We start from the raw sequence: 13,979 nt of genomic DNA on the forward strand, positions 1-13,979 counted from the left end.
TTTTATTTATCGTTTATAGCATCTACAATAGGTCGTTTGAGTGCACGCCAGGCAGGGACAAGGGCGGACATCAGGTTCAACACCAGGCAAAGGGCCAGGGTGTATCCGAATATTTCAGGATTAATCATCATCCCGGGCGAAAGATCGATAGAGGCGGTCAATGAACTGCCGTCCCAGTCGTAATTACCGAGCAACCAGCTTTTCATGGAATAGATTATTCCGTAAGAAATCATTAATCCGATCAGCCCGCCCAATAGGGTGAGGAATAGATTCTCATATAATATCTGCATAAGTAACGTCTTGTTTTGAGCACCGAAAGCTTTACGGATACCCAGTTCTTCCATGCGCTTTTTCATGCGTGAGGCAGTCATCCCTGTCAGGTTTATGGACGGAACCAATAATAATAATGTTATGACCAATGTGATCTGCAGGTATATCTTCGTGTAATCAGGGCTGTTAAAGGAATCATCCCGAAGCCAGGCACGTAGGGCCGTATCGGGTTGTCCGCTTAATACAAAGTTATATTGCGGATTCCCGGCACTGTAACGTCGGCAGTTTTCTTCGGCTTCCTCCCGGATCGCATCGAAGTCGCCCGGATCCTTAGCCAGGATACAGAGAAGCATACGGCCTAAGAGGAAATCGCACCATTTGCTTCCCTGTATCTGTAAGGGACGGGTAGTGAATGGTATCCACATTTCTGCATAGCAGTATTGGGTTATGGAAGGGACATCTTTAACGACACCGGCTACCTGGTATTCTTCAAAGTTCAGTAGAAATGTTTTTCCTATGGCATCGGAGGTGTTGAACAACCGGCGTGCCAGCGATTCGCATACCACCGCTTTGTTTATTCCGGAAGTGAACTCTTCTTCCGTATAGGATTTACCCGAGATGAAACTGAATTGGAACACTTTCCAGAAAGTGGCATCGGTTCCCATAACAAGCCCGTTGTAGACGTCATTGCTTCCCTGCACCTGGATAAATTCGGTTTGTTCCCCGACTGGGAGGATTGCAGTGACGGCTTCCGGTGTTTGCAACGGATAGAAGCATTCTTTGATGGTTGGGTAGGATAGACGGCTGCTGCCGTTGCCCTGGCCTTCTACTTTGTTCAATATTTTCCCGTGCTGGATAAACATCATTCGGTTGCGGTTGCTTTCCGGTGCGATATTCCCCGTACGGAAGTAATATAGAATAGCCAGTACCATAACCATTGTAATGGCCAGGCCGGTACCGGTTATATAAACGATGCTGAAGAATTTGTTTTGCCGCAGCATCTGCATTGCCTGCCTGAAATAGACTTTATACATAAAAGACTTTGTTATTACTGTTTGGTACCGATAATAACAAAGTCTGTGCCATAAAGCTAATGTGTTGAGCTACAACGTTTGCTATCCGGTTATTGCTGTTCGTTATCGGACACTGTGTTCGTTTTTGTGAGACTTAACGTTCCGTCTTCCAATGAAAAACGGTCGTCGTGTTCAGCCAGGAACCGGACAACTGTTATGACCTTGTCGGCCGGGAACGATAACTCTTCCGATAGCTTCTTAACTTCCCGCGAACCGGTTTCTTCCAGCGTTTCAAGCAGCGTATCCCGTATGGCGTTGAACGTATGGTTGTTCAGTCCCGAATCGTTCTTTGCCAGGCAGATATCGCAGCAACCGCAATCGGAAATTCCCTTTTCACCGAAGTAAGAGATCAGCATACGGCTCCGGCATACCCGGTCTTCGTTGATGTACTCTATCACCCGGTTCATCCGGTTTTCGAACCGTTCCTTCCGCTCTTCATAGGCTGAACGGGGGATGGAGAGGTATTTCAGCTCTTCCCTTGTACGGGTGTAAATGATGAGCGGTGTCTTTTTATGCGGGATATAATTGACGATCCGGTATTTCGACAGTCCGATCAATACGTCATATATTTCCTGCTGGCTCAGTCCGGTACGGGTAGAGATCAGTCCTTCATTAATATATACGTAATCGGAAAACAGCCCGGTATAGGAGCGGAGGATGCACTGGATCACCTCGTCCGTCTTTTTGTCCTGGTGCAGGTACTTGTAAAGTTCGTCGCGGGTGGCGCTGAACACCAGACGCGAGGCATTATCCTGTTCTTCCGTATATTCTATATAGCCTGCCAGTTCCAGTATCTTCAGGGCATGGTGGGCTTGCAGATGCGAGAACTTGTAGGCCGAGCAGAAATCGATCAGGGAGAAATCGTGCACCGTATCGAGTCCGTAGCCCATTGCGATCTGGTAATAATTGCCCAATGCATCGTATACCCGGCTGATAAATTCCCTGTCCGGGTATTCATCGGCCAGCCGTTTTTTCAGCTTGGCGGTATCCGTATTCGAACATAAGGCGACGGCATAAGCGCGTTGCTCATCACGTCCGGCGCGTCCGGCTTCCTGATAATATTCTTCCAGCGAGCCGGGCATATCCAGATGGACGACCAGGCGTACGTCCGGTTTGTCGATCCCCATACCGAAAGCGTTGGTAGATACGATCACGCGGCATTCGTTATTCTTCCAGCGGCTCTGGCGAAGGGTCTTTTCATCGCGATTGAGCCCGGCATGGAAGAAGTCGGCCGATATTCCGGCTTCACGCAGGATCGTTGCCACCTCTTTAGTCCGTTTTCTGTTGCGCACATAGACGATGACGGTTCCGGGGACTTTCCCCAGAATGTAGACCAGCGAGTTTATCTTATCCTCCGTGCGGCGTACGATATAGGACAGGTTCTTTCGGGCGAAGCTTTTCCGGAAAACATTCTTTTCTTTGAAGTGCAGTCGTTCCTGTATGTCGTTGACCACTTCGGGAGTTGCCGTAGCCGTAAGCGCCAGCACAGGCACACCGGGAAGTTGTTCCCTGACGTCGGCTATCTTCATGTAGGAGGGACGGAAGTCGTACCCCCATTGCGAGATACAGTGGCTTTCGTCGATAACCAGGAGACAGACGTTCATGGCCTGCAATTTGCTCAGGAATATATCTGTGGCTAAGCGTTCGGGGGAGACATACAGGAACTTGTAATCACCGAAGATGCAATTTTCCAGCTGGCCGATGATCTCCTGGCGGGTCATTCCCGAATAGACAGCCGTCGCCTTGATACCCAGACGGCGGAGATTGTCCACCTGGTCTTTCATCAGGGCGATCAGTGGGGTTACGACAATACATATCCCTTCCATGACCAATGCCGGCACCTGGAAGGTAATCGACTTACCTCCACCGGTCGGCATGAGTCCCAGTGTATCTTTTCCCTCACAAACAGAGTGAATAATGTCCTCTTGCAGAGGACGAAAAGCAGGGTATCCCCAGTACTTCTCTAATATCTTATGGTAGACGTCCACCGGCTTCCTTCATATGTCATCGACCTTTATGTCTTTAACCATGAGTTGCAAGGTCGTGTTTCCGTTATACGTATTTTCTTCGATGGTGTAGCAGATATTGAAGGGGCTCATCCCTTTGATATGCTTGCTATGTTCGTGCATTCCGAAAGCAATACCGTGGATCGGCGTGTTCGACTTGTCGTCTATCAGTTCCAATTTGATATGTTCCAGTTCCTTGCCAACCAACTTGCTTGTGCCGTAGTCTTTGACATTCAGCGAACAGAATACCGGCTTTTGGTTGTCCGGGCCGAAAGGATTCATCCTTTTAAGCTCGTTCATGAATTTGGAATTGATATCTTTCAGGTCGAGGATGGCATCGATGTCGATCTGCGGAGTCATCTGTTCCGGGATGATCTCTTCGGCTGCCAGTTTGAGGAAGCGGTCTGTGAAGGCTTCCAGGTTTTCTTCTTTCAGGGAAAGGCCGGCGGCATAGGTATGTCCACCGAAGTTTTCCAGCAGGTCGCGACAGCTTTCTATCGCCTTATAGATGTCGAAACCGGTAACCGAGCGGGCAGAACCTGTGATCAGTTCGGACGACTTGGTCAGTACGACTGCCGGGCGGTAATATTTCTCTGTCAGACGCGAAGCAACGATGCCGATCACGCCTTTATGCCAACCCCGGTTGAAGACAACGATCGCTTTCCGGTCTTCCATATTGGCGAATTCATCGATGATCGCGTTGGCTTCGTCCGTTATTTTCTTGTCCAGTTCACGGCGTTCGTCGTTGTACTGGTTGATATTTTCACTTTTCTCGCGAGCCGATTCCACATCTTTGGCCAGCAACAGGTCTACCGCCTCTTTTCCGTTCATCATTCGTCCGGAAGCATTGATACGGGGGCCTATTTTGAATACGATGTCGCTGATGGTGATGTCTTTCCCGGTCAGTCCGCAGATGTCTATGATCCCTTTCAGTCCCAAGCTGGGGTTGCTGTTCAGTTGCTTAAGCCCGTAATAGGCCAGGATGCGGTTCTCTCCCGTGATAGGCACGATATCGGAAGCGATACTGACGGCTGTCAGCTCCAGCAACTTTTCCAGTTCGGAGAAAGGAAAATTGTTGCTTTTGGCAAACGCCTGCATGAATTTGAAACCGACACCGCAACCCGACAGATGTTCGTACGGATAGATCGAGTCCACCCGTTTAGCATCCAGTACAGCCACAGCATCCGGAAGCGTATCGTCCGGCATGTGGTGGTCGCAAATAATAAAGTCGATACCTTTCTCTTTTGCGTACTCGATCTTTTCGATCGCTTTGATACCGCAGTCGAGTGAAATTATTAACGTTACGCCGTTTTCATGCGCATAGTTAATCCCCTTATAAGAAATACCGTACCCTTCGTCATACCGATCCGGTATGTAATAATCGAGGGTTGAAGAATAAGGCCTCAGATACTTGAACACAAGTGAGACGGCTGTCGTTCCGTCCACATCGTAATCACCGTACACCAGAATCTTTTCTTTATTCCCAAGCGCTTTGTTCAACCGTTTTACCGCTTTATCCATGTCCGGCATCAGGAATGGATCATGCAGGTCGCCCAGATTGGGTTTAAAGAACTTTCTAGCCTCTTCTGCCGTGGTAATCCCTCTCTGAACAAGCAGGAGACAGATAATGGGACTGAAACCGATTTCAGCCGCCAACGCATCTCTCTTACGTAATTCTTCTTCTGTCGGGGTTTGAAAATTCCATTTGTTAATCATTATATATTGTTTTTTCTTTTTTGTCTTTTGTATAGTCCTACGAGGTTTCGTTTGTTTCACTATGATGAAACACTTGTTTCTTCTAAGTGAAACAGTTGTTTCACTACTATGAAACTGAAATAAATCTTGCTGTTTTGTTCATGTTCTCCCTGAACATGCCCCCGTTTCCTATTCAACCTGTAAAATTAGGAATTTAAAATGGATAATAGCAATAGCCCGGGTAAAATAGTTTTTTTGTTATTATTTTTTTATAAGTACACGAATGATTTGTACATTTGTCACAATATTATAAAAAACAATGACGGAAGATATTAAAAAGGCCTGCGAAGTAATGCAGGAGGGTGGTATAATACTCTATCCCACAGATACAATCTGGGGCATAGGCTGCGATGCAACGAATGAGGAAGCGGTGCAACGCGTATATGAATTGAAGAGAAGGGCAGACAATAAGGCGATGCTGGTTCTGATGGATAGCACTGCTAAATTGCAGATGTATGTATCGGATATACCCGATATCGCCTGGGATCTGATCGAGGTGGCCGATAAACCGCTTACGATTATTTATTCCAATGCAAAAAGTCTGGCTAAGAACCTGCTGGCCGACGATGGAAGCGTGGGTATCCGTATTACGAATGAAGAGTTTTCACGTAAGTTGTGTGAACGTTTCCGTAAGCCGTTGGTATCGACTTCCGCCAACGTGAGCGGTGAATTATCACCGGCAAACTTCACGGAAGTATCGGATGTAATCAAGAATGGAGTAGATTATATTGTTGGCTATCGCCAGGATGATATGAGCAAGGCACAACCATCAAATATTATTAAGCTTGGTGCCGGAGGTCTTATTCAGGTTATCAGATAAGAATGAAGAAAAGCAGACAGGCAGGAAAATACATATTATCAGACTTTATATCTGCAGCCGTAGCATGGTTCTTGTTTAACCTGCTGCGCTATAAGGAGGTGGCTATTTATGAGGGGGCTAGCTCTTTCAGTAATTATCTGGCTTATCTGCAGGTGTTGAAAGGGCAGTTGTTGATTCCTTTCTTCTGGTTGATTCTGTACTATTTTTCGGGTTACTATAATAAACCGTTCGGCAAGTCGAGACTTACCGAGCTGTTTTCTACTTTCGTGACCTCCTTGATCGGGGTTGTCCTAATCTTTTTTATCGTGGTACTGAATGACCTGCCCCGTTCGTTCCATATTTATTATGAGTTCTTTTTTGTCTTATTCGGTTTACAGTTCTTTTTGACTTATATTCCGCGACTGTCGATCACACAGGCGGGACTGCGGAAGATAAAGAGCAGGGAATGGGCTATGAATATCCTGATAATCGGGGCAGGAAAGAAAGCGTGCCATATCGCGAAGGATCTTTACCGGATGGGATATAATATTTCCGGATTTGTGCCGGAAGACGACACGACACCGGTAGAAGTGGATAAAAAAGAACTGGCAGGTGTTTTGGAGAACTTGCCGGCAATTGTAACCGAAAGACGGATCGATGAATTGGTGCTTGCTGCAGAAACGAGTGATAACAAAAAGCTGTTGAACATACTTTATTCGCTTTATCATTATAAGCTGCCGATCAAGGTGCTGGCTGATAAGTTGAGTATGTTGTCGCAGGTAAAGATAAAGACGATCCGCGGTATTCCGCTGGTAAATGTAACGGATAATAACTTTTCTGCGGTAGAAAAGAATATCAAACTGTTTATGGATAGAGTTATATCTATCCTGGTGCTTGTACTTTTATCGCCGATGTATCTGTATATTGCCTGGCGGGTGAAGAGAGATTCTCCCGGGCCGGTCTTTTTCCGTCAGGAACGGATCGGATATATGGGAAAACCGTTTATGATCTATAAGTTCCGTACGATGTATGTAGGGGCAGAGGATAACGGGCCGTTACTATCGTCGGAGAATGACGAACGTATTACTCCGTTCGGGCATGTTATGCGGAAATACCGGCTGGATGAGTTTCCCCAGTTCTGGAATGTACTGAAAGGAGATATGTCGGTGGTTGGGCCGCGACCGGAACGGAAGTTTTTTATTGATCAGATAGTGAAGGTGGCACCTTACTATTACTTGCTGCATAATGTGCGACCCGGTATCACTTCCCTGGGAATGGTGAAATACGGGTATGCCGGTGATGTGGATAAGATGATCGAACGTATGAAATATGATATTTTATATTACGAAAATATGTCGTTGCTGCTGGATATAACAATATTGATTTACACAGTAAGGACAGTGTTTACAGGAAAAGGAATTTAAAATGGCAAAAGAAGGACTATTCTATCGGTTTCTGTTGTGGCGGGATAAGCATATAAAAGAGAAACATTTTATTTTGGTGATCAGCTTTCTGGTCGGTATTTGTACGGCGGCTTCCGCTATTATTCTGAAGCAACTGATTCATTTTATCCAGCATCTCCTTACCGGAAATTTTGATGCCAGCGGGGTGAACTACCTGTATCTGCTTTATCCGGTGATCGGTATCTTGCTGGCGGGATTATTCGTTAAATATATTGTTCGCGACGATATCAGTCACGGGGTGACAAAGATCCTTTATGCTATTTCGCAGCGTAAGAGCCGTATCAAACCTCATAACACATGGACTTCCATTGTTGCCAGTTCGGTGACTATCGGGTTCGGTGGATCGGTAGGAGCCGAGGCTCCGATTGTATTGACGGGAGCGGCTATCGGCTCCAATCTGGGACGCTTGTTCCGCATGGAGCAGAAAACCCTGATGCTGCTGGTGGGCTGCGGAGCGGCAGGTGCAATTGCCGGTATCTTCAAGGCTCCTATTGCGGGGTTGGTCTTTGTGATCGAGGTGTTATTGCTCGACCTGACGATGACTTCGGTGTTGCCTTTGCTGATTTCATCGGTGACGGCGGCGACTGTTTCCTATATTTTTACGGGAACGGAAGCTATGTTTAAATTCTCGCAGACCGAGGTCTTTGAGATCGAACGTATTCCGTATGTACTGTTGCTGGGTGTTTTCTGCGGTTTGGTTTCACTGTATTTTACCCGGGTGATGAACAGGGTGGAAGGGATGTACCGCAAGTTGGGTGTCTATTGGAAGAAGTTCCTGTTGGGAGGTGTGATGCTGAGTATCCTGATCTTCCTTTTCCCCCCGCTGTATGGCGAAGGTTACGACACGATCGGCTCCTTGCTGAACGGGCAGTTCTCGCATATTATGGATAAAAGTTTGTTCTATGACCTGAACGATAATTACTGGGGAATTGTTGTATTCCTGTTCCTGATCCTGCTGACAAAGGTGTTTGCATCGAGTGCGACCAATGCGGGTGGTGGTTGTGGTGGTATCTTTGCACCGAGCTTGTATCTGGGTTGTATATCCGGGTTCCTCTTTGCCCATACTTCCAACTATTTCCCGTTCACGATGTATATTTCGGAGAAGAACTTTGCTCTGTTGGGTATGGCGGGTATTATGTCGGGGGTGATGCATGCGCCGCTTACAGGCGTGTTCCTGATCGCGGAACTGACCGGTGGATACGACCTTTTTCTTCCGTTGATGATCGTTTCCATCAGTTCGTACCTGACCATTCTGATGTTTGAACCTCATAGTATCTATTCTATGCGTTTGGCACAGAAAGGGGAGCTGCTTACCCACCATAAAGACCGTGCCGTTCTGACTTTGCTGAATACGGATAGTGTGATCGAGAAAGATTTCCAGACCGTTTCACCGGAAATGTCATTGGGTGATATGGTAAAGGTGATCGCAAAGAGCGGACGAAATGCATTCCCGGTTATCGATGAAAAGGGGATATTGCTGGGAATTGTGCAATTGGACAATATCCGCAACATTATGTTCCGTCCGGAGTTATATAACAGATTCCATGTATCCAAATTCATGGTGTCGGCTCCGGCCAAGATACAGATCGGAACCCCGATGGAACAGATCATGGGGATATTTGACGATACGAAGGCCTGGAATCTTCCCGTAGTGGATGAAGAAGGACGTTATGTCGGATTTATGTCGAAATCGAAGATATTTAATTCATACCGCGAAGTATTGGTAGAAAACTTTTCAGGAGATTAAAAGATGGATAAAAAAGAATTACGTATTGTATATATGGGCACTCCCGACTTTGCCGTGGAGAGCCTGCGTGCCCTGGTCGAAGGGGGATATAATGTAGTAGGAGTGATCACGATACCGGATAAACCGGTAGGACGTCATGGCAGCGTTTTGCAACCGAGTCCTGTAAAGGAATATGCTTTGTCGCAGAATCTCCCGGTATTGCAGCCGGAGAAGCTGAAGGATGAAGCGTTTATTACGGAATTACGTGCCTTGAATGCCGACCTGCAGATTGTGGTTGCTTTCCGTATGTTGCCGGAAGTTGTGTGGGATATGCCGCGCTTCGGAACGTTCAACCTGCATGCTTCGTTGTTGCCGCAATATCGTGGTGCAGCCCCGATCAATTGGGCGGTTATCAACGGTGATACTGAAACCGGAGTTACAACGTTTTTCCTTACGCATGAGATCGATACCGGAAAAATCATCCGCCAGAAACATCTTTCGATCGCGGATACGGATAATGTAGGAGTGGTGCATGATGCTTTGATGACGATAGGTGCAGGACTTGTTACCGAAACAGTCGATCTTTTGCTGGCAGGTAAAGTAGATGCCATTCCGCAGGAAGAATTCTTCAAGGATGCCGCCGAGCTTCGTCCGGCTCCGAAGATATTTAAAGATACTTGCCGTATCAACTGGGAGCAGCCTTTAAAGAAAATCTACGATTTTATTCGTGGTTTATCTCCGTATCCTGCTGCCTGGACGGATCTGGTAGCTCCCGATGGAAGCCGCCTGGCACTGAAGGTTTATGAAACAGAGAAGCATCCGGCTTCTCATAACCATGCAACGGGCACTATCCTGACAGATGCGAAGAGCTATATCGATGTAGCCGTCAAAGATGGATATATCCGCCTTTTATCCCTTCAGTTGGCGGGAAAGAAACGGATGGGCGTAAAAGATTTCCTGAACGGTAACAAACAAATCGGGGATTTCACTGTAGAATAAGAATGGGAGAGACCAGACGTATCATTTATATCATACTGGGGTCTTTCTTCCTGATATTGGGGGCAGTGGGCATATTTGTCCCATTGCTTCCGACTACTCCTTTCTGGCTGTTGACCTGCTGGTTTTATCTTCGCAGTTCGGAAAAGTTGTACAACCGGGCGATGAGCAACCGTTATTTCGGTACTTACATCAGAAACTTTCTGGTAGATAAGGCCATTCCTTTACGCTCGAAGATCATTTCTGTTTCGATCATGTGGCTCTCTGCCATCCTGACCTCTCTTTATTTGATTGAATATCTCTGGGTAAAGATATTGTTGATACTTATCAGTGCCGGGGTAACCTGGCATATCCTTTCTTTTCCTACCAAGAAGAAGTGACCCCTCAAAATAATAGTTCTTTTCTTTTTTTCCTGTATTCACCGGGGGTAATGCCGTAATGGTTTTTGAAGACACGCGAGAAATAGGCATCGTCATAGAATCCCAATTGATAGGCTATTTCCTTTATACTGTATTCATTATTCAGGAGAAGGGGAAGTGCTGTATTCATCCGCAGCAATGAAATGTAATTGGCCGGGGTGGTCTTTAATGCTTTGGTGAATATCCGGTGGAAATAGTTCGGTGAAATGTTACAGCAATCAGCCAGCTCCTTCAGCCGGACAGGTTCGGTAAAATGTTCCTTGATATATAGAATTGCCGGTTCGATCATGCGGATCGAGTAAATTTCCTGTGGCGATGTCCAGGGATATTTTTCCAACAGGGAAACGATCATGGACTGGATACCCGCCTGCATACGCAATGACTCGAGGAAATAGTCTTTGTAGGAAGCCGGCTCGCCGGAGACCAATACTTCTATATTCGCCAGCGAGTTACTAACGAGATCCATTATCCCGGTAAAATTGACGACTAACGGCATCGATAACAGGCTGTGATGTATGACCAGGTCTTTCGGGATGAAATGAAGCCAGTTGGTAGAAAAAGAGTGTCGGCATTGCTGGGCTACCAGCTTGCTTCCGTTAATAAAATACAGGTTTCCGCTTTCCAGTAAATATTCCTCGTTTTCATCGGAGAGAAAGAGCTTTCCTTCCGTGATCTGGTATATCTTGAAGCAGTTGTCTATATCCGAGTGTTTCTTATTCCAGGAATTGTTGCCTGTGTAAGTTCCTCCCGTAAGAATGTCGATCGTATGGCTTAAATGAATCATATTGCTGTTGTCTGGAATAAGATTGTACAATAATAGCCAAAAATTATACAATCCGTATGTGAAAAGGAATATTTATTTTTGCTGATACTAAATTCTAAATGTGATATCATGAAAACAATAGCAGGAAATTTGTTCGTTTGGTGTGCGATTATATTATGTGTATTTTCCGGTTGCGGTCAGAAAAAGGCTACTCCTGATCCGGTCAGGGCGAAGGAAGTGGCTGATCTTCGTTTCGGAATGTTTATCTGCTGGTCGTACAGCACATTCTCCGGTAAGGAATGGACGGGTGAACCGCACGATGTCTCCTTCTTCCGGGCTACTTCCTGTAACACCGATCAATGGGCCAGAACGGCTAAAGAAGCGAGAATGAATTATATCTTGTTCCTGACAAAGCACCATGACGGTTTTTGCCTGTGGGATACCCAAACAACCGACCTGAAAGTGACTAATGCCCCGCTTAAGATCGATGTTTTGAAACAGTTGCGTGCTTCATGCGATAAATATGGTATAAAGCTGGCTCTGTACTTTTCGGAAGGGGATTGGAATTGGGAAGGTGCCGAACGCGGACAAAGCCAGAAAGGCGGAAGTAATCCGGACATGAAAAAAGCCCAGCTGAAAGAATTACTGACCCAATACGGCCCGGTGGAATTTATCTGGTTCGATCATGCCGTAGGCGATGGGGGGCTTTCGCATGAAGAAACAACGGCATGGGTACATCAGTTTCAGCCCGATTGTTTTGCCGGTTATAATCATGGGGCACCATCCGGTCGTTTGAGCCTGCGTGAACGGGGATGTGCAGGACCTCTTGGTGGCGACAACTTAACCTGGGTGGAAGATGCCGGAAAGAATGAAAAGGCTTATGACGGTTATCTCGTGGCTGAATTTACTTATCCGTTGCTGCCACCCCACGAAGGTGGTGCAGACTGGTTCTATTCTCTGCCGCAACATGACTCGTTGGTTTTTCCGGCAGAAAAAATCTATAAGGATTATAAGGAGGCTGTTGAATATGGAAATATCTTTTCATTGAATATCGGCCCGGATTATAACGGGAATATTCGTGAGATAGACTGTAAAGTGCTCCGGGAAGTGGGGCGCATGATAAAAGAGAATAAATAGAAAATTCATGATCTATATGAAAAAACTGGATAACTTGTTACTGGGAGTTGCCTTTTGTTTCCTGATAGCTTGCAGCAACAAGCAAAAAGAGATATATGTCAACTCTTGTGCCTTCCTGGAAGGGGCAAGTGTAGAAGAGAAGATCCGCTTATCGGCTCGTGTTGTTCCCTCTGCCCGGCAGCTGGAATGGCAGCAAATGGAGTTTACCGGCTTTATTTGTTATGGTGTAAATACTTTTACCGACGTGGAATGGGGTACCGGAAAAGAAGATCCGGCAATATTTAACCCGACAGAACTGGATGCCGGGCAATGGGTACGTACAGCCAAAGAGGCCGGTATGAAAATGATCTTGCTTACCTGTAAACACCATGACGGATTTTGCCTGTGGCCATCGGCCTATACGGATTTTTCAGTTGCCGCGACTCCTTGGAAAGAGGGTAAAGGTGATTTGGTGCGTGACGTTGCGGAAGCTTGTAAGGAGCAGGGAGTGAAGTTTGCTGTTTATCTGTCTCCGTGGGATCAGAATCATCCGGACTACGGAACTGAGCGGTATAATGATTTCTTTGTTGATCAGCTGACGGAACTTCTAACGCAGTATGGCCCTGTGGCTGAAGTCTGGTTTGATGGTGCCTGTGGCGAGGGGCCGAACGGTAAAAAGCAGGTATATGATTTTAAACGTTACTATGATGTGATCCGTCGTCTGCAACCTCAGGCTGTTATTGCTGTTATGGGGCCAGATGTCAGATGGGTGGGAACAGAGAGTGGTTACGGTCGCGATACGGAATGGAGTACGTTACCTGCTACGGCTACCAGTCTGTCGGATATAGCCGAGTCGTCCCAGCAGGAAGCGGGAAGCGGTACATTCCTGCCGGTAGGAAATATGATGGAGGATGATCTGGGTAGCCGTAAGTTGCTGGCTGATGCCAAAGGTGTGATCTGGTATCCGTCTGAAGTGGATGTCTCTATCCGTCCGGGCTGGTATTATCATGCTTCCGAAGATACATTGGTTAAGTCTCCCCAGAAACTGATTGATATTTATTATAGCTCGATCGGAAAGAATTCGTTATTACTATTGAACCTGCCTCCCGACAAACGGGGATTGATCCACGAGAATGACGTATCCAGTCTGATGAACATGCAGCGGATACTGCGAAAGACTTTTGAAAAGAATCTGATTGCCGGAGCCGGAGTGTCTTCCGGTAATATCAACCGGCTGGTCGATGGGCGGTTGGATACTTACTGGCAGGGTTCTCCCGGTAAGAACGTACTGGAGATATCCTTTGACGGGGATCAGGTCTTCGATCGGCTTCTTTTGCAAGAAAATATAACCGAAGGACAACGGATAGAACAGTTTGTTCTGGAATGCCTGGTTGGAGATAGTTGGATACCGGTAACGGAAGGGACGACAATAGGATATAAGCGGATTCTCAGGTTTGATCCGGTGCGTTGCAGTAAGGCACGTATCGTTGTCAGTGAATCGAGGGATGTCCCCCAGATATCAGAAATAGGTTTTTATAAGGCATCCGGCGAAGAAGCAATGACGGAATAATCTCTTTCACAAGAATAAGGTCT

Annotated in this window: 11 protein-coding genes; 7 read left to right on the top strand and 4 right to left on the bottom strand. The window is 46.5% G+C overall.

What is annotated here, in order from left to right:
• Nucleotides 1-2: 2 nt before the first annotated feature.
• The 3 genes from HMPREF1212_RS09820 to recJ all read right to left on the bottom strand — a co-directional run bounded on the left by HMPREF1212_RS09820 (nucleotide 3) and on the right by recJ (nucleotide 5,065).
• Entirely contained in the window at nucleotides 3-1,304 is a 1,302-nt protein-coding gene (locus tag HMPREF1212_RS09820) for an ABC transporter permease (protein WP_046149240.1), read from the bottom strand.
• An 89-nt stretch (nucleotides 1,305-1,393) separates the two neighbouring features.
• Nucleotides 1,394-3,331, bottom strand: a complete 1,938-nt coding sequence (locus HMPREF1212_RS09825; RefSeq protein ID WP_046149241.1) for a RecQ family ATP-dependent DNA helicase — start codon at nucleotides 3,329-3,331, stop codon at nucleotides 1,394-1,396.
• 9 nt (nucleotides 3,332-3,340) lie between these two features.
• Nucleotides 3,341-5,065 (bottom strand): single-stranded-DNA-specific exonuclease RecJ, encoded by a 1,725-nt coding sequence (recJ, locus tag HMPREF1212_RS09830; RefSeq protein ID WP_028729109.1) that lies wholly within the window; start codon nucleotides 5,063-5,065, stop codon nucleotides 3,341-3,343.
• Between the two features lie 298 nt (nucleotides 5,066-5,363).
• Between recJ and HMPREF1212_RS09835 the strand changes: the two genes are divergently transcribed.
• Genes HMPREF1212_RS09835 through HMPREF1212_RS09855 form a run of 5 tightly spaced genes read left to right on the top strand, consistent with a single transcriptional unit; the run spans nucleotide 5,364 to nucleotide 10,468 of the window.
• Nucleotides 5,364-5,924: an L-threonylcarbamoyladenylate synthase gene (locus tag HMPREF1212_RS09835; RefSeq protein ID WP_046149242.1), complete on the top strand. Its 561-nt coding sequence runs from the start codon at nucleotides 5,364-5,366 to the stop codon at nucleotides 5,922-5,924.
• A 2-nt stretch (nucleotides 5,925-5,926) separates the two neighbouring features.
• Entirely contained in the window at nucleotides 5,927-7,327 is a 1,401-nt protein-coding gene (locus HMPREF1212_RS09840) for a sugar transferase (protein ID WP_028729111.1), read from the top strand.
• A gap of 1 nt (nucleotide 7,328) precedes the next feature.
• Nucleotides 7,329-9,113 carry a chloride channel protein gene (locus HMPREF1212_RS09845; protein ID WP_028729112.1) on the top strand — a complete coding sequence of 595 codons (1,785 nt, stop codon included), beginning with the start codon at nucleotides 7,329-7,331 and terminating at the stop codon, nucleotides 9,111-9,113.
• Nucleotides 9,114-9,116: 3 nt separating this feature from the next.
• On the top strand, nucleotides 9,117-10,091 hold the full coding sequence (fmt, locus tag HMPREF1212_RS09850) for a methionyl-tRNA formyltransferase (protein WP_046149243.1): 975 nt from the start codon (nucleotides 9,117-9,119) through the stop codon (nucleotides 10,089-10,091).
• A 2-nt stretch (nucleotides 10,092-10,093) separates the two neighbouring features.
• Nucleotides 10,094-10,468: a YbaN family protein gene (locus HMPREF1212_RS09855; RefSeq protein WP_046149244.1), complete on the top strand. Its 375-nt coding sequence runs from the start codon at nucleotides 10,094-10,096 to the stop codon at nucleotides 10,466-10,468.
• Between the two features lie 4 nt (nucleotides 10,469-10,472).
• On the opposite strand, the gene HMPREF1212_RS26305 is transcribed toward HMPREF1212_RS09855, so the two are convergent.
• Nucleotides 10,473-11,291, bottom strand: coding sequence for a helix-turn-helix transcriptional regulator (locus HMPREF1212_RS26305; RefSeq protein WP_052724963.1), 819 nt, complete (start codon nucleotides 11,289-11,291; stop codon nucleotides 10,473-10,475).
• 108 nt (nucleotides 11,292-11,399) lie between these two features.
• Between HMPREF1212_RS26305 and HMPREF1212_RS09865 the strand changes: the two genes are divergently transcribed.
• The gene (locus HMPREF1212_RS09865; RefSeq protein ID WP_157316989.1) at nucleotides 11,400-12,407 is read left to right on the top strand and encodes an alpha-L-fucosidase; all 1,008 of its coding nucleotides are present in this window, start codon (nucleotides 11,400-11,402) and stop codon (nucleotides 12,405-12,407) included.
• Nucleotides 12,408-12,423: 16 nt separating this feature from the next.
• Nucleotides 12,424-13,956, top strand: coding sequence for an alpha-L-fucosidase (locus HMPREF1212_RS09870; protein ID WP_046150324.1), 1,533 nt, complete (start codon nucleotides 12,424-12,426; stop codon nucleotides 13,954-13,956).
• Nucleotides 13,957-13,979: the final 23 nt, after the last annotated feature.

It is taken from the genome of Parabacteroides sp. HGS0025 (assembly GCF_000969845.1).
Classification (GTDB): Bacteria; Bacteroidota; Bacteroidia; order Bacteroidales; family Tannerellaceae; genus Parabacteroides; species Parabacteroides gordonii.